Genomic DNA, 14,836 nt, shown 5'->3' with positions numbered 1-14,836 from the left:
CCCCGGTCCCCCGCTACTGCGGAGTGAAAGAAAGGGAGGCACCAATGTTCGTGCTCGCGCTCGCCGCGGTGCTGCCCAGGTACAAATAGAACAGACCCGCGTTGGAGGTCTCGCCCCAATTGCCGCCAGTGGAACATAGATAGTACGTGCTTCCTGTACTTCCCCAATAGATTCTATCCGGAATAACGCTCTCAGCCTCATTTGCAATTGTTCCTACTGGGAAAATCGCACTTCCGTTTATGCTTACTGATTTAATAAATTCTCCGCTTGTTCCGCTAAATGCTGCTGGATTTATATATCCAGATGCTGTGTCATTATATGGGGCGTATTGCTTTATTTCGTATGAACTATTATATTTTTCTATACCATCACACCATTTGCGGATATTGCCCCACAGATTTTCAATGCCAAAGCACTTGACGCCGTTTGTCCCGGTTTGATCGCCCCAGAACATGCCTTTATCATTCATGGTTCCGGTGTTGATCGCGGCAGATGCGGATGTGACACCTTTCCCAAGCTTGGTTTGCGAATCGGTATCCTTGAATACCATCATGAACATGGTTTGCAGCAGCGTTCTTTTCGTCCATTCCTGCTGTTGATAGCCGGTACCGTTCGCCGTTGCCAATGTCCTGAAATCGCCTATCGTAGTAGTTGCTGTGGGAGTTTTCCCGGATAGTGAGCGAAGTTTGCTCGATAGGCTGTACCCGTCATATGCGGCCATGTACATGGTTGTCTGCGGAATTCCGGAAAGATTGAAAAATGCAGGTGCGCTGAACCCATCCTGTGCCACACGTGAAAACTGGCACCCGATATATCCGGTTTCACTGTAAAATTTGTAATATACAAGTGGGAACTCAACCATGACATCCCCGTCGTTACCTGATGTAATGTCAGCCGCCGTTCCGTCCGTCTTCTTAGTGAAGTCGTTCGGGTCAAGATAATACTGCACGACACCATTTTTTAGTACGCATGGCTTGATATTCTTGATTAGCCAGCTGCCCTGCCATGATCCGGCATCGAAGGATTCACCCATTGAGGCGGGTACAAAGTTTTCCGCGCCGTCTGTATAGGTGATCTCTCCAGTGGCGGTGTTCATCTTCCACCCGATTGTGTCGGGTTCCGTGTCCATCGTAATGGTGACGGTCTGATCGTCCTTGCTTTCCACCGTTGCCACAGTGGCCCCGCCGAAATAGGTTTCCGGATAATCTGTCAGGTAGATATAATAGGTATGGTTTTCCAGCAGTTCAAAGGTTGTGTCTCCGAGTGCGTCCAGCTCCTGAACATAGTAAGCGCCTAGGGCTTCGTTCCGGACGGTGACTTTCGTATCCCCGAGAGAACCTTCGTCCGTTGTGGCTACGTGGACGGTTAGTTTCCCGGCATAGTTGGGGGACGATCGTGTCTTTTCCCATGCATCATCCCATCTTTCCACCTGTTCAGGCGTGACATTTCCGCTTTCAAGAACTACATGGTCCGTATAAGCTTTTAGAGCAGAAAGCAAACTTTGCACATTGTCCCCGGATAGATCTCCTATCGAAGCCCCGATATTGGCGGCGCCGGCAGAAGATGCTAGTTCATCAATTATTGGATTTATGCTCTGTGCCACAATTGCGCGGGTGAGCTGGTCAAACCTGGCTTTGTTTTCCTGGGCAGTTCCCTTTAGTTGATCAGGCGCAGAGACAAGCCCTTCCTGCGTCAATGTGGTTTCGCTTATTTTTTTATCCGTGATTGCCACTTGCTCACCCCTTTACATAATTTCCAATGGTGTACCGCTTGATGATTCCAAATACTCCAAATCCCTCGTTTACAGCGTCGTTCATAACAATGATCTGCAAGGCAATGTATTTTCGGAGCTTCGTGTTGAAGCTCACAACCTGGGGGGCATCGTTGGAGTTGAATCCGATTCTGGAAAAGTCGATATCTGTCCAGTCCCAAATATCCATTGTTTCATAGCGAACCTGCTTCCCAAGGTCAGCTTCCGTTCTTAGCAGCACTTTGACAGACGAACGTGTAAACGGCTTGATCATAACGCCGCAGCCTTTTTTGATCATGCTCTTTCGGCGCATGAAGTCCCCGTCGTCATCGGATTTGGTTGACCATCGCGCGACGATGGCCGCCCCATCGTCATTGTACTTGTCCATTGTCGCAATGTCGTTGTTGAACCTGCAGATGCGCCCGTCCTCTGTGCCAAAATACAAATCTCCGTCATGTTCCATAAAAGCTACTGCCGGGATGTTCTCCCAGTGATAGCATTCATAAACATAATCTCCGTAGCTTTGAGGCTTGTAGGACTTATTCTGCTTTCCATCCAAGATATAACACTTTGAGTTGATGCAGCAAATGAAATATCCGTTCCATTCGATTGCAACAGCCTTTTCCATGTTTGGCTCTTTGGTTAGCTTTGCATCTACAAAATAGCTTCTGTTTTGAACAGTCCGTTCGTAGGTGATCGCGTTGGTTGCTATGCCGTAAATGCCTGTGTGGGAAAGAAATAACGGTTCATCCCTCAACATGCGCACAGAGCCTGCCGCAATGGCTCCAACGCCTGCAATTCCCTGACGCATTGGAAATAGGACTTCTCCGCCGGTGCTTAGTTCTGCGCTACGTAAAAAGATCGTGCTGTCCTGTTGGTTGTCCTCTTTGATAATTGCAAGGCTGGACCCGAGCGGCAAATATCCCATGATTCTTGTGCCTTCCGCGCCAACTCGGGCATAGTTAAGGTCCGGGAAGTACGATGGATCATTGACGTTGCTGCGCCAGTCGGTGTTCCGATAATTCGGATTCCCGGAAATAAATACGCGGTCATTTGTTCCGATTCCGTAAAGAGCCGCAATGGTGCATTTTTTTACACGATCTGCATATCCTTCCACGGGTTTTGAAAACTCGACTTCTAAATTATCCTGTCCCGCTACCGGTGGGGTCGGCATCGTTGATGCCGTAAATGTGATTGTTCCATTTGTCAGGTTAACCGTGTAGTCTGTTGTCACTGTTTTTACAGAACCGTTCAATGTGACCTTTTCTACACTTTGAATGCTGGTACTGTCGAGGTGATATGTCTTTTCGGAGGTCGTTAGAAATTTATTGATCCGTTTCGGCTGTAGTAGATTGACCGACTCATAGACTGTCCCGCCTCCCGATGGAGCGCGGGCGATAATGGTGGTCGGCACATAGGCGATTTCCGTTACGTCCTTTATTTGAAGCGTCTGTTTTGGCGCTGTACCGCCTTCCGTGTAATCCGGATTATCAAACATCCCGTACACAAGGTATTCACTTCCGGTCAGGATCCAGATTGAATTTTTGAGAACGAAAGCAACAGATTTCCCGTTATTGATGTTTTCCCGAATGATCGCTGTCGTTCCGTCCTCATTCCAGGTGTAGAGCTTTGTACCTCCGTGTACAAGAAAGGTCGTCTGATTATCAATTACACCGTAATACAGCCCGTTAATGGGCTGGTCGACGCTCAGCAGCTTGCGCCATCCCGGCCGCTTTTCCGGATTTCCTCCGGTGTCTGAAATCAGGTTAGGCGCCCAGGGAGAACGTTCCGACGCAATCAGCGCAGGGTCAGAACTAAAATCCACTCCCTTAAACTTTGTATACTTCGTGGTATATTCCCGCGGCGCGGAACCCTTTATTTGCGGAAGCCTCATGCGTAAACGTCCTCCACTTCCTGCGGCAGCATTTCAGAGAATGAATTCACAGCGCTTTCGTACATGCTGCTAAAGTAGGAAACTTTGCTCATGTCGTTATCGTCATAAACCAGTTTCGCTGCCAGCCCGTAAGGAATCGCTGTGCGTAAAAGTTCCGGTTCGTAAGGGATATCGTCAGTGAGGTTTTCTACCTTCGGGATCTCCGTGAGCGGTTCTTTTTCTCTGATTTCCCTGAGTAGATTGTTTGTTTTAAAAGTTTCCGGAAGCAGGATATTTAAGAAAGGAATGGCAAAATTATCGTAATCTCCCGCCGTTTGCTCTGTTTCCAGCAGTAGAGTGAGGGCGGCAGAATAAACTTCTTTTGCAGTCAATTGCAAAACCTCCTTTAATGAAAAAGGGAGCACGGGAACAATTCCCCCTGCTCCCTTTCGGTTTTAAGCTGTGAGCGTGGCTTCCGCTACTTCTGACGGGTAGGACCCGTCTTTATAGCAATACGCTTTCACGACGGTTCCAACGCCTGTCCCCGCTGATGTTCCAATCTGCGCGGTCTTGGAATAGCGCGGGTCTGTGCCATCCGTGGTGTATTTGCAGGTTGCCCCAGATGGAACGGTGATTTCTCCGGTCGCCGCGGCGATTGTCGGTTTTGCGAGCACAGTGCCTGCACCCGAACCAGTGTTGATCTCCACATATACACCGTCGCACTTTGCACCGAGCACAAAGCAGTCGTAATACATGCGGCCTTCCAGAAGATTTCCGCTGATTCCTGGCGGATCCTGATGCAGCTTAGTTTCATTGATCTTGACCGGCGCCGTCGCGGAATTCTTATAGACGATCATGAAGTTGACGTTGGCAGGCCATCTGCCTTTTGGAACTTTAATGACCGGCATTCCGTCATATTCACCAACCTGTCCTTTGGTAAGGGATTTCGCCGCCAGTTTATCCACGCCAATAAACTCTTCCGAAAGTCTCAGCATCTTGTATGTAGAGGCCGAAACAAACAGCGTACGGTTATCCTGAGGAACCTCAGAATCATCGAGTTTCACGGTTCCTTCGCTGATCCGGTCGCATACAGTGCTTTTGGTCAGTGCAGTGGGATTCCCGACGACAAATCCCGCCAGTTGCGCCAGACGGGAAAATACATAGGCGTCCAACGTGGGTACACATCTTTCATCGATCTGGAGCGCAAGCATTCTACCGGCCGATTTGATGCCGTTCTGATCTTTGTTGTTTCCCTTATCGATGGTGAGCGCGAAGCCTTTGTCCTGCGTCAGCGTCATTTCCTGAACGATGTCCTGCATTTCTGTCGGTGTTCCGTACCTATTTGTGCCGGTGCGCTGATACTCGCCAAGCGGCACCGTCTGGGGCGTATAGACGACAACGGTTTTGGCCCCGGCCCAGCTGTACTGCTCGGAAAGTCTTCCGGCGATCAAAGACCGCTGTACAAACCTGGTTGCAATCTGTTTTGCATGTTTTGTTACAAGATTAATTGCCATAAATTTTTACCTCCCTTGGCGGGTCATACGCTAAGAAATCCCGTGAGGAAGTCATCCGGTTCTTCTCCCGGCTGGCTTCCTGTGGCGCTGCCCGGTGATTTTTCCCGAGCGGATTTCTGCTGACCCGCCATTTTCAATTTGTTTTTTAACTGCTGATTTTCCCATGCGCGGTAGGCGTTCAGAGGTGTTTCCCCGTCAGCGACCGCCTGAATAACTTCCGGAGGGAATTCTTTGATGTCCGGGTATTCCCGCGCCAGATCGGCAAACTGCTGGTGGCGGGTCTCTTCTGCGCGGCGCTGCTGTTCCTGCTGGCGGCGGCTCTTGGCGTCCTGTTCCAGCTGATGCAGTCTCACGGCGATTTCAGGAGGTACGCCTTTAGCAACTTCCTGCTGAATCTGTCGAGTCTGATCCGCGCGTTCGATGGCGTCAAGATATTGAGCCCGAGTCATTCCGTTTTCCCGTGCAAGTTTGTCAAGCAGTGTAAATTCCCGCGAGGATCGCAGGCCTTCCAGCTGATCATGTACGCGGTCGTAATTAAGGCCTTTCTGGGCGGCGGTAACAAGCTCCGAAGCGCTCATTTCCATTTCCTTGCCCATGTAATTAACCTTAAATTTTGGCTCATCATTGGGCTTTTGATCTCCCAGCTGGGGAGATTCTTCTCCGTCTATTGAGTCCTCTTCCGGCTGGTCATCATCGTCCAAAGATAAAAGCTGATTAAGTTCGTCCGTATCGTTGGCCTCCGCGCCATCCTGCATGTTTGTATCTAATTCCTCGAATTCCATAATATGGTCCTTCCCCGCCTATGGTTGGGCGTCCGGTACCGCGCTGAAGGTTGGTTTACCCTTGCGCGGCTGATGTACTGCCGCCTATGGTTGGGCGGCGCTTCCTATGCTGCTGCACCTGTGGTAGGGTGCTTAATCGATAATGGTCCAGTCTTCTGCGAGCATGTCAGCCTGAGAGGCAAGCCATCCCATTTGAATGCCAGATGTCCCAACAAAAGCAATCGCTTTATTCCCAATTGCGCTGTGTTCGCAATTGACAATAGTGCCGGATGTTGTTGCGTAACTGATATTACTTGCCAGTTCAATGTGCTGTGCTTTGCCATTCCATCCGGTTCTAGCAACTTTATGGCCTTTTTTCATGGCTTCCAACGCCAGCCCAAACGTCATTCCGTCAATCAGTCGATATGCGTCTGAAAACACAGTTTCGGGGGACCAGCTAATATATCCATCCGGATATTTGATCAAGAATCCATTGTCAGCGGGATTTTCGTCGGCGGGCATGGGCCATCCGCGCAGATTGTTGTAATCCTTACGTGTCATGGGTTCTGCCTGAATAATTTTTGTACCGATATACTTTTTCATCAATGTGCATCCTTTCTATTCTTCTGCAGAGTATTCTTTTTGATCAACAATCTTTCCATAATTGGGGCATTGCGGGTTCCGGCACTTCCAGACAATGTTATTATCCCGAAGTTCCGATTCCGTTGCCGTTTTGCATACCGGGCACAAGTCCATTTCCTCCACCTCCTTGTAAAGCCTGTAATTGAGCTGTCAGAGCCTTAACCTGTTCTTTCAGGTTGTTCTGCTCTTTGACGCGCTCAATCAGCTTGGATTTGTTGAAGATATAGCCGTCAGGGATGGATTCCAGATAGGTGATCGGGTCGTTTATGACGTGCTGCTTGTACAGATTATCGATGGTCTGCACCTGCATAATCTCGGACCAGTATGCCGAAGCACCAACATCCACGTTGAGTTTGACATTCAGGCTGTCAAGAACTGAAAAGTCAAATGCCCCGGTTACGGAGTTTCCATCTGCATCGGTGTAAGATACTTCGCGTAGGCCATAATCAACGCGCATAATGTCCAGGAAGATCCTGCAACAATCTTCTACAAATTGGTAGAAGTCCATACGCTGCAGTTCCAGCGGCATTTGAGTGGACTTCTGGACCGCGATTATTGCGCTGGTGTTGTCAGGCCGGATATTACCAAGTGCCGCATCTGATGCGCCCATGGTGTCGCGTGTGTAGCTGATGGTTTTTTCAATCAGCTGAATAACCTGAGCGCTCATGTCCGTCCCGTCAATTTTCTGTACGATCTTTTCATCAATCTGGCCGTTCGCTTTTATTGCCTCGCCAACTTTGTTGGTCCATTTTGTTATTGCAGAGCCGTTGTATACGATTTTTGGGAAAGCCATGCGCTTGACGTGCTCCATAGACATAGCGAACAATTTGTTGATAAAGATTTGGTTGTCAATCAAGCTGGTAATGCAGCTCTGTCCGTGGAAGCTGTTTTTTACCCTGTCCCACGAAAAATAGGAAATCGGATACAAGCGATATCCTAAATCTGTCTTATTTTTGATTATGACATTCTGTGTGGTCTTGGTGTAACTGACAGTTCCTCTTTCCTTCCAGAATTTCAAATACAAGGTGACTTTCCCTGTCTCGTTTTCGGTATTGATTCCGTTCGGATCGTTGTCTTCCGTGATCAAGTCAATTTGATCCCGTGAAATACCGTTGGCCTGTGCTTCTTCCTTAACCTCCTCTACTGTGCGGCGCAGCTGAATGATAATATAGGGCTGCCGCTGCACATCCTGAACCTGTGGATTCCCAAATAGAATGTTTGTATTATCGATTTCCTCGGCTTCGATTTTTCCCATCGGAACCTCTGGAAGTGCGGCGGCTTCGCTATTTTCAGCTACTTCCTGCTCCTCGGGCGGAACATCGTAGAAGAAATATAAGCATCCGTCGCCATCGACCGCGGCACTTTTGATAATTGAACGGTTTTTAAATTTAATCTTTGCAGCCTCCATGATCTGATCAAACTGCGCTGAAACAATTTTTAGCATGATTTCCGTGTCTGGGTCTGCCTTACCACCAAAAAGCGAAACCTGCGCACTGATATCGTCCGAGACAATTGTAGAGATGAAGTAAGATACAACGCGCTTTAGAATATTCAGCACCGGCTTTTCGAGATCCGGAGCATTTACACCTTCCCACTGGTTTCCGATGAAAAAGTTCTCATTGTTTTTGACTTTTTCATAGAGATCAATCGATTGGTTGTATTCGATGATTTTTTGAGCCTCTCCAAAAATGTCCACCGGGTCAGTTTTAATCCTCATCGGTTCTCTCCTTCTGGGGCTTTCCGTTATAGGAAAATAGATTGTCAAGCTGCTGATCTCGGGTCAATCCGGATTGTCCGGCGCGATTGAGTTTATCTTGCAGTTCTCTCACCTGCATACGCAGGCTTTCGTTTTCCTGTTTCAACTTTTTTGCAAACATATTTAACCTCCAAAATTTAAGAAATTGTCTATCTGATCGTCATAGTCCGGCTGATCGTCGTCTTTCGGCGGGATGTCGTCCGCCTGCCAGTAGATAAGCCGGTTCAAAGCCTGTGTCATGCAGTCTACCTGGTCATCGTGGAGGCTGTTCGGGAAGTCTGCACATTCTTCTACGAAGTCCCCGGTAAACGGTTCGTTTTTCGGAAGGTAGACATAATGGCCTTCGATATGACCGGAAACCGCATTCGCGCGGGCAACCTTTCCCCCGCTCGGGTTGACCGGTACAATTCCCGGAATCTGATTGCGTAAGATCTGGATGATTGCGCTGCCGTTAGCCTTGTCCTCAATGAGCGTCACCCAGACGTCCGGATGAAGGTTTCTAACTTCCAGGATTTTTTTGCAGGTTGCCGGGAAGTTCAAGTGGCCTTTATACGCATAGATCAGATAGCAATTGGGGCCTCGCTTTCCCCAAACCTGTATAGCAACAAAGTCGTTGTCTTTGGCATCTTTAAACGTCGCGTCCACCGAAATTACCTTTTGGTTCATTTTTGGAAGGACGTCGTAATACTGCCACCACTCGCGCTTTAAAATATTTCCTTCCGCGCTGGTCGGTCTGCCCTGATATAGGGCGTTCCAGGCGCGGGATCCACTTTGTGTCTTATAGGTCTCTGAAAACGTCTGCGCCCATTTATCATCTTTGCCGATCTCCGGCATAAGCGCCTGTCCCGGCTTTCTGCCCAGAGGGTCATTTTCTTCCGCAATGCACGGCAGGTTAATGACCTTTGCATTTTTTTCGTTTCGGATGATATGGCCCGCTAGATCGTCTTGATGCCAACGCGTTTGTATCAGGATGACCTTTGCGCCGGCAGAAAGGCGCGTTTTAAAGCTGTTTTCCCATTCGTCTGCGAGGCGGCGGCGGTAAGTTTCACTGTCCGCTTCCTGCCGATTTTTAATTGGGTCGTCAAGAAGCATCAAATCTGCCGGGCGGCCGGTAACGCCGGACATTACGCCGCGGCTGATCATGCCGCCCACGTTGTTGTCAATTTCAAACTCCGTATTGTTATTTGGGGACTTTGCAAGTTCCACACCAAAAACCGGTAATCCAAACTGCTCAATTTTATTTTTATTTCGGCGGCCAAATAGCTGTGCAAACGTCTCATTGTAGCTGATCTCTATAATGCGTTTGTACGGATTTTTGCCAAGATACCAACTAGGGAGCGTTTCTGTTACCGTCATGGATTTACCGTGCTGCGGCGGAACCGAAATAATTAGAATTTCATATGGCGCTTCCGTCGGCCGCTCTACAAAGTCTTGTACCTGATCGCAAAGGAAAACTACCGCGCGGGCCGGTATCCAGCGTCCCTCATGGACATATTCAACGTACGCGCTGTACTTCTCCCAGCTCTCCCGCCGGGAGATTTCAAGCCGTATCGCTTGTTTCTGTGCTGGTGTCAGTGTCATTTTTCAACAACTGCCTTAATTCATTTGTGGTCAGGCCGTCCAGTGGATTGTTGATGCTACCGGAATGTTCAATCTCCTGTTTCGGTGAAAACTCATCCTTGCATTTCCTCTCTAAATACCACAAAGAAAGGGTGATATCCTTATCCGTTTCAATCTTTCCCGCAAGGTTTAACTTTGCCTGCATTTTAAGATTCTCTTTTAGAAGGTTTTTTCGGTCTAAAAACTCTGCATTTTCTTTTTGATAATTGTAAAGCGTTTGCTTGGCAATCCCCGCAAAAAGACAGGCTTCCTGATCTGAAAGGCCTTTTAAAAAACCTTCCTCCAATTTTTGGACTACCGCTTTTGTTATTTTTTTGGGTCTGGCCATGCCTTTTCACATCCTTTCAAAGCGAAAATGAGAGGTAAAAGTTTCCTTCTACCTCTCATTGTAAATCATATTCCGTGCAGTTATCGGGGAGTTTACCATTTGACATAAAAGCGTTTCCGTAATTGGTATAGCCAAGATTCATCTATGTGATGGTCCATCGCAATGCGCGAAATGCTTTTGCTTGACGTCACCACTTCAAACAGTGCCTGATAGTGATCCTTCCCGCACTCCAGACAAAGGTTATTGATTTTGTGCTGAACGATTGCCGGCTGATCGTTGAAGTTGCGGCAGGTAAAATAAATCAATCCCTGCTTTATGTACGGAAGGTCAACGCCTCGCATTTTTCGAAATCCTATTGTAATCACCGCCCTTTCAACCCGCTATTCTGATTTGTTTTTCTCCCAGTTCCACCAGCCCTGTTGCCCTTTGGCTGGAACCGGCCGCTCCAATGGTACGGGGTCTGCAAGCACAAGCGCATATCTGCCGTCCGAGAAATCCCCGAATACCCGTTCCAATTTGGGGAGCCCGTCGCGGATTGATTCTGCCGGGACGCAGTTTATAATTTCCACCGTGCCGAGAACTGCGCCATAAGGAAGGCTTTTTACCCACTCGGGGCTGAACATTTTTATTTTGGTCAGATCATCTGTCTGCTCCAGAAGGGATTTAAAAAACTGGATGCTTGCATGTGCTGGAGTTGATTTTGCCGCGTGGATTGCTATGGTCCCCCGGATATGGCAGGGATGCGGAACTGTTTCGAAATGCTTGAGGCCGTGGAAGATGCCCCAGGCATAAGGCTCATAAATTGTTCTAGCACGCATTGTCAGCCCTCGCTTTCTGTATGTAATACGCTGAATTTCCCGTGCCGTCATGGTTGTATCCCTTATTATCCTGATACATCATTTCCAGCGCCTTTTTCAGGGTAGCTATCTCTGCGTCCTTTGCATCCAGATCAGCTAAAGCGGCGCTATATTTTTTGTGGTATCCATCACCGCGAATTGCGATATCTTTCAGTGAGGCAATCTTCTCCGGTGTCAAACCGGTATCCCTGTACCGTCTCAGTTCATCCGCTTCGTTTGTATGGTCACCGAAAGAAACGCTCCCTTTCCAGTTTTGAAGGGCATCAAGCGTTTTATCATTCATTCTGATCACTCTCCTTCTGCAATTCCATTTCCGCCCGCAAATCCTCTTTGATGTAGTACTTGCGTTTGTACTGCTGGCAAAGCCGTTCAGCTTCAATTCCGAAGTCATGCCAATTGATGTTCGACGGATGATAGTTGAGTTTACCGATTTTGAAAAGGTCGATTTCGTCATTCCTCTCAATCAGCGAATAAATAGCTTCCGGAACAAGGACCGGCTCACATGATACCCACGTTTTTATTCCATATTCGCTTGCGTTTTGCAAATCCGCAAGTCTGCAAATCCACGCTGTGGCGCCTGGTTCAGGTATTGGGGGTTTAAGAAGGTCTCCGGCATCATATCCTGCGTAGGTAACGCCGTACCAATCATTACTGTCCAGTAAATCAAAATCCCTGCTACCATCGCCTTTCGTAAGAATCTGGACGTGATTTCCGCTTCCTTTAATTGCTTTTATAATCTCCCGTGTGGGCATAGTATCATATCCAACCGGATACGGGTCGCAGGTAAAGCACAGATGAATCAGCTTGTCTGTGATTTGCTCTGTTTTCAACTGCCGCTTAACGGCATCAACAATGCCTTTGCGCGGCTCTACATGGCAATGGAATTCTTCCCTGGTCTTATGTAGAACATTTGGAGCAAAGCAATAATAGCATCTGTGGGGACAACCAGTATAGATATTGATTGCATAGTCACCGTATTCACGGGCGCGGCCTGCGGGCTGATAGATGGGTTTCATGCATTTCACCTTCCCTCATAAACTCTTCAAGGTCTCTTGCACACTTCTTGCATAGCACTTTTTCATTGCTGGAATAGTCAAAACTTCCGTGTCCGAAGAGGGTCGTTATTGAAACCGTGGTTTTGTATTTTACAAAAGGAAATATCGGTTTTTTGATCTTTTTACCGCAACGGTCGCAAACTTCATAATTTATAAGGCCCATGGTTCACGCTCCTTTTTGTCACATATCCGGTTGAGTTGTTCAACTGTGTGGGACAACTGATTGCGGATTAGATCTATCTCGCGCGGATAGCCTCTGGATAATGCCTTGTCCAGTTCTTCGCTAAGGCTATCTCCGAACCCGTAAATCTGATATTTGTCTAATACTTTTACGATGGAATCCAGTAATTCAAGGTCCTTGCCGCTGCGTTTGTACCGATCCAACATGCGCTGCTGTTCTTGCAATTGAATCGCCAATTTTGAGCCAAGCTTCCGTCCGATATCGTGATTGCTGCGCTTGCTTTCAATATACTGCTTTACATATTCGGCTCTGTTGGCACAAAATGGAGTTCTGTCCGATTGCATGTGACTATAAAAAATATGAAGCAGCATTTCCACGCTTATTTCAATGTCGCGATATGGAGCCCGCTTTTTAGCGCGGATTTCTCCGGTTTCCGGGTTGTACCACACAAGTCCGATGCTCTCCGGGAGTTCTTCTCGGGAAATCATGCCCTTTGGACATGCTATGTACAGTTCGTGGAAATATGGGAGGTAAGCATAAAATTTGTTGTCTGCCTTGAAATCGCTGCGGGATACTTTGACCTCGTATCCCGTGATGGTCGGCTTTGCCCAACTCTTGGAGATTGCTACTGCATCAAACCGGTATGTGCCGCGCCCTGATGGTCCGCTCATACACTCGGTAGTGAAGAAGTCCATGCCGTGACGGATGCTAAGGGCTTTCTTGATGTCTGATGATGTTACTGGCATTTCTATCCCTCCAGCATCAATTGATTGTTTTGGTATGCCTCGAAAAACGTCTGACCATTATTGTTAACCATGTAAGGCAGAAAGATTTCATCCATCTGGACCATTTCAGATTCGAGGATCGCCATTTGAGCCTCAATCCAATCCTTTACGATACGCCACGCGACACGCTCCGCCTGTTCGCGGTCACATTTGATTTTCTGGCGTATGAGAACCTTATGTACTGCATCTACATTTGCTGGGAGCCGGATACCACGCAGTCCTGAAGGTGTATCAATCATAAAAGACAGTGCCGTGATGCGCCCATTGTCGTCGTAGTCCTGCAGTATCTTTTTGGCACCATGTTTCACCAACTGACCTTGGATGGCGCCAAGCGTTGTGAAAATATCAACTTTCGTCGTGTAATTTAATAGCGGCATTACCCTGCCACCTCCTGTTTATTTACCGCGCTGTCGCTGCGCTCGATGATCAGCTTGTCCTTGCTGTTTTTCGTGATCTTCACTTTGATGCAGGATGTTAGATTGATGGTTACGGCCTTCATGCGGCGGTCGTATATCATAATCGCTGCATCTAAGATATGCTGGCGAGTTTCCTCTTTGATCGGAACTCGGCCGTAACCGACTGCGCCATCCCCGAACAGATCATCAATGATTTGCCGAGCATCCTCAATTGCAAACTGCCGGTTTTCCCTGGCACGGCGGGCGGCGGTAAGCTGGTCTGCGTAACGCTTGGCGTCCGGGCAGCTGCAGCGAAGTGTTGCCTCCTCGGCGATATCCGCATCCCAAGCAAGCGGGACGCCTGTAAAATCAACGAATTGCCCGCAGAAACGGCAAGCTGCATAGCGGTTTTGCGGGCGCGGCTCCCGCATGGCATATGTAACATTGTGGATATCCACGGCGGCCTGCTCAATGGTGGTTTCATCGTAGTGGACGGGATAAAACTTAGTCGCATTTGACATGGTGAATCTCCCCTTTCAATTCTAAGTATTTCATGATTATCGTTGCGGCGGCTTCAAAGCCCTGGCAGATTTCCGCGCGATAGCCCTGTTCTGACAAAAGATGGACCCACTTGCGCTGCTCACTCGAGGCTTTACCGCCGACGCGTTTCATTTCGATATAAAGCCCATGATATGTTCCTGACGGAACCGGCAGGCAGATATCTGGGACACCCTCTTTGAGCCCTTCCGCTTTCATGCGGCCTCCGGTTGCTTTGCTGCGCTTGCCCTCGTTGGGGATATGATACATGAGCGCCAGCTCCGGGCGGCGCGGAATAAGCCACTCCGCCCAGGCGAAAAGTTGTTGTTGTTCAATGCTCTCGGAAATCCCGCTAGTGTGTGATTTGTTGGTCATTGGTGGACCTCCGGCATTTCTACGGGCTTCTCTGCAGGCCGTCCCCATATTGGCTTCCACTCTTCGTACATAAGGATGCGCTTTCCGGTTGCAAACGCTCTGCCGTATTCCCAAATCGCGCCCTGGCTATCCTTCCAGTCCGGAAGAAAGCAGACTGATGTGCATTCATCCAGCATGGCCATAGACATACGCATGTAGGCTTCCCATGTAAAACCTTCCTGCGGAAGTATGGCCGGGTTAAGTACAATGAATCCTGCAGCCTCCAGCTCCCGTGCGGCTACCGTGAACTTTTCGCGATAATCGGGATCTCCTGTGATTTTACCCGCTAAGTAGACGGTTTCTTTTGGCATAGTGTCCCTCCGTTCTGTCTATGCATAATTTTTGATTTGTCGGACCGGCGCGGCTTT

General features: G+C 48.5%; 19 protein-coding genes. All 19 read right to left on the bottom strand.

The window, feature by feature from the left end:
- Window positions 1–13: 13 nt before the first annotated feature.
- Window positions 14–1,732: a hypothetical protein gene (locus C1A10_RS03350; RefSeq protein WP_101908874.1), complete on the bottom strand. Its 1,719-nt coding sequence runs from the start codon at window positions 1,730–1,732 to the stop codon at window positions 14–16.
- Window positions 1,733–1,736: 4 nt separating this feature from the next.
- The gene (locus tag C1A10_RS03345) at window positions 1,737–3,644 is read right to left on the bottom strand and encodes a hypothetical protein (protein ID WP_101908873.1); all 1,908 of its coding nucleotides are present in this window, start codon (window positions 3,642–3,644) and stop codon (window positions 1,737–1,739) included.
- Window positions 3,641–4,015, bottom strand: a complete 375-nt coding sequence (locus C1A10_RS03340; protein WP_101908872.1) for a hypothetical protein — start codon at window positions 4,013–4,015, stop codon at window positions 3,641–3,643. The genes C1A10_RS03345 and C1A10_RS03340 overlap by 4 nt, the downstream gene beginning before the upstream one ends.
- Window positions 4,016–4,078: 63 nt before the next feature.
- Window positions 4,079–5,137: a chitobiase/beta-hexosaminidase C-terminal domain-containing protein gene (locus C1A10_RS03335; protein WP_101908871.1), complete on the bottom strand. Its 1,059-nt coding sequence runs from the start codon at window positions 5,135–5,137 to the stop codon at window positions 4,079–4,081.
- Window positions 5,138–5,160: 23 nt separating this feature from the next.
- On the bottom strand, window positions 5,161–5,919 hold the full coding sequence (locus C1A10_RS03330) for a hypothetical protein (protein ID WP_101908870.1): 759 nt from the start codon (window positions 5,917–5,919) through the stop codon (window positions 5,161–5,163).
- Window positions 5,920–6,051: 132 nt separating this feature from the next.
- Window positions 6,052–6,501, bottom strand: a complete 450-nt coding sequence (locus tag C1A10_RS03325; RefSeq protein WP_101908869.1) for a DUF2829 domain-containing protein — start codon at window positions 6,499–6,501, stop codon at window positions 6,052–6,054.
- 100 nt (window positions 6,502–6,601) lie between these two features.
- Entirely contained in the window at window positions 6,602–8,257 is a 1,656-nt protein-coding gene (locus C1A10_RS03320) for a portal protein (RefSeq protein ID WP_101908868.1), read from the bottom strand.
- Complete coding sequence (locus tag C1A10_RS18360) at window positions 8,247–8,417, bottom strand: hypothetical protein (protein WP_180950960.1); 171 nt, start codon at window positions 8,415–8,417, stop codon at window positions 8,247–8,249. The genes C1A10_RS03320 and C1A10_RS18360 overlap by 11 nt, the downstream gene beginning before the upstream one ends.
- Before the next feature lie 2 nt (window positions 8,418–8,419).
- A complete protein-coding gene (gene terL, locus C1A10_RS03315) occupies window positions 8,420–9,877 on the bottom strand; it encodes a phage terminase large subunit (protein WP_101908867.1) in 1,458 nt (485 codons plus the stop codon).
- Window positions 9,837–10,244, bottom strand: a complete 408-nt coding sequence (locus C1A10_RS03310) for a hypothetical protein (protein ID WP_101908866.1) — start codon at window positions 10,242–10,244, stop codon at window positions 9,837–9,839. The genes terL and C1A10_RS03310 overlap by 41 nt, the downstream gene beginning before the upstream one ends.
- Window positions 10,245–10,336: 92 nt before the next feature.
- A complete protein-coding gene (locus C1A10_RS03305) occupies window positions 10,337–10,585 on the bottom strand; it encodes a hypothetical protein (protein WP_101908865.1) in 249 nt (82 codons plus the stop codon).
- A gap of 39 nt (window positions 10,586–10,624) precedes the next feature.
- On the bottom strand, window positions 10,625–11,062 hold the full coding sequence (locus tag C1A10_RS03300; protein WP_101908864.1) for an ASCH domain-containing protein: 438 nt from the start codon (window positions 11,060–11,062) through the stop codon (window positions 10,625–10,627).
- A complete protein-coding gene (locus tag C1A10_RS03295) occupies window positions 11,052–11,384 on the bottom strand; it encodes a hypothetical protein (RefSeq protein WP_101908863.1) in 333 nt (110 codons plus the stop codon). Before C1A10_RS03295 ends, C1A10_RS03300 begins: the two co-directional genes overlap by 11 nt.
- On the bottom strand, window positions 11,377–12,117 hold the full coding sequence (locus C1A10_RS03290; protein WP_101908862.1) for a radical SAM family protein: 741 nt from the start codon (window positions 12,115–12,117) through the stop codon (window positions 11,377–11,379). Before C1A10_RS03290 ends, C1A10_RS03295 begins: the two co-directional genes overlap by 8 nt.
- A 189-nt stretch (window positions 12,118–12,306) precedes the next feature.
- The gene (locus C1A10_RS03280; RefSeq protein WP_101908860.1) at window positions 12,307–13,083 is read right to left on the bottom strand and encodes an MmcB family DNA repair protein; all 777 of its coding nucleotides are present in this window, start codon (window positions 13,081–13,083) and stop codon (window positions 12,307–12,309) included.
- A 2-nt stretch (window positions 13,084–13,085) separates the two neighbouring features.
- Window positions 13,086–13,499 carry a hypothetical protein gene (locus C1A10_RS03275; protein ID WP_101908859.1) on the bottom strand — a complete coding sequence of 138 codons (414 nt, stop codon included), beginning with the start codon at window positions 13,497–13,499 and terminating at the stop codon, window positions 13,086–13,088.
- Window positions 13,499–14,038: a hypothetical protein gene (locus C1A10_RS03270; RefSeq protein WP_101908858.1), complete on the bottom strand. Its 540-nt coding sequence runs from the start codon at window positions 14,036–14,038 to the stop codon at window positions 13,499–13,501. The genes C1A10_RS03275 and C1A10_RS03270 overlap by 1 nt, the downstream gene beginning before the upstream one ends.
- Window positions 14,022–14,429 carry a VRR-NUC domain-containing protein gene (locus tag C1A10_RS03265; protein WP_180950959.1) on the bottom strand — a complete coding sequence of 136 codons (408 nt, stop codon included), beginning with the start codon at window positions 14,427–14,429 and terminating at the stop codon, window positions 14,022–14,024. Before C1A10_RS03265 ends, C1A10_RS03270 begins: the two co-directional genes overlap by 17 nt.
- On the bottom strand, window positions 14,426–14,779 hold the full coding sequence (locus C1A10_RS03260) for a DUF4406 domain-containing protein (RefSeq protein ID WP_101909006.1): 354 nt from the start codon (window positions 14,777–14,779) through the stop codon (window positions 14,426–14,428). Before C1A10_RS03260 ends, C1A10_RS03265 begins: the two co-directional genes overlap by 4 nt.
- Window positions 14,780–14,836 lie beyond the last annotated feature (57 nt).

Source organism: Marasmitruncus massiliensis (assembly GCF_900186535.1).
Taxonomy (GTDB): Bacteria; Bacillota; Clostridia; order Oscillospirales; family Ruminococcaceae; genus Anaerotruncus; species Anaerotruncus massiliensis_A.
Note: the sequence above shows the minus strand (reverse complement) of the source record. Positions and strands in the feature narration are given on the sequence as shown.

What these genes read in the sequence shown, in the direction of transcription:
- C1A10_RS03345 (WP_101908873.1), bottom strand. Translation starts at nt 3,644, where the DNA reads ATGAGGCTTCCGCAAATAAAGGGTTCCGCGCCGCGGGAATATACCACG.
- C1A10_RS03335 (WP_101908871.1), bottom strand. Translation starts at nt 5,137, where the DNA reads ATGGCAATTAATCTTGTAACAAAACATGCAAAACAGATTGCAACCAGG.
- C1A10_RS03330 (WP_101908870.1), bottom strand. Translation starts at nt 5,919, where the DNA reads ATGGAATTCGAGGAATTAGATACAAACATGCAGGATGGCGCGGAGGCC.
- C1A10_RS03325 (WP_101908869.1), bottom strand. Translation starts at nt 6,501, where the DNA reads ATGAAAAAGTATATCGGTACAAAAATTATTCAGGCAGAACCCATGACA.
- C1A10_RS03320 (WP_101908868.1), bottom strand. Translation starts at nt 8,257, where the DNA reads ATGAGGATTAAAACTGACCCGGTGGACATTTTTGGAGAGGCTCAAAAA.
- C1A10_RS18360 (WP_180950960.1), bottom strand. Translation starts at nt 8,417, where the DNA reads ATGTTTGCAAAAAAGTTGAAACAGGAAAACGAAAGCCTGCGTATGCAG.
- terL (WP_101908867.1), bottom strand. Translation starts at nt 9,877, where the DNA reads ATGACACTGACACCAGCACAGAAACAAGCGATACGGCTTGAAATCTCC.
- C1A10_RS03310 (WP_101908866.1), bottom strand. Translation starts at nt 10,244, where the DNA reads ATGGCCAGACCCAAAAAAATAACAAAAGCGGTAGTCCAAAAATTGGAG.
- C1A10_RS03305 (WP_101908865.1), bottom strand. Translation starts at nt 10,585, where the DNA reads ATGCGAGGCGTTGACCTTCCGTACATAAAGCAGGGATTGATTTATTTT.
- C1A10_RS03300 (WP_101908864.1), bottom strand. Translation starts at nt 11,062, where the DNA reads ATGCGTGCTAGAACAATTTATGAGCCTTATGCCTGGGGCATCTTCCAC.
- C1A10_RS03295 (WP_101908863.1), bottom strand. Translation starts at nt 11,384, where the DNA reads ATGAATGATAAAACGCTTGATGCCCTTCAAAACTGGAAAGGGAGCGTT.
- C1A10_RS03290 (WP_101908862.1), bottom strand. Translation starts at nt 12,117, where the DNA reads ATGAAACCCATCTATCAGCCCGCAGGCCGCGCCCGTGAATACGGTGAC.
- C1A10_RS03280 (WP_101908860.1), bottom strand. Translation starts at nt 13,083, where the DNA reads ATGCCAGTAACATCATCAGACATCAAGAAAGCCCTTAGCATCCGTCAC.
- C1A10_RS03275 (WP_101908859.1), bottom strand. Translation starts at nt 13,499, where the DNA reads ATGCCGCTATTAAATTACACGACGAAAGTTGATATTTTCACAACGCTT.
- C1A10_RS03270 (WP_101908858.1), bottom strand. Translation starts at nt 14,038, where the DNA reads ATGTCAAATGCGACTAAGTTTTATCCCGTCCACTACGATGAAACCACC.
- C1A10_RS03265 (WP_180950959.1), bottom strand. Translation starts at nt 14,429, where the DNA reads ATGACCAACAAATCACACACTAGCGGGATTTCCGAGAGCATTGAACAA.
- C1A10_RS03260 (WP_101909006.1), bottom strand. Translation starts at nt 14,779, where the DNA reads ATGCCAAAAGAAACCGTCTACTTAGCGGGTAAAATCACAGGAGATCCC.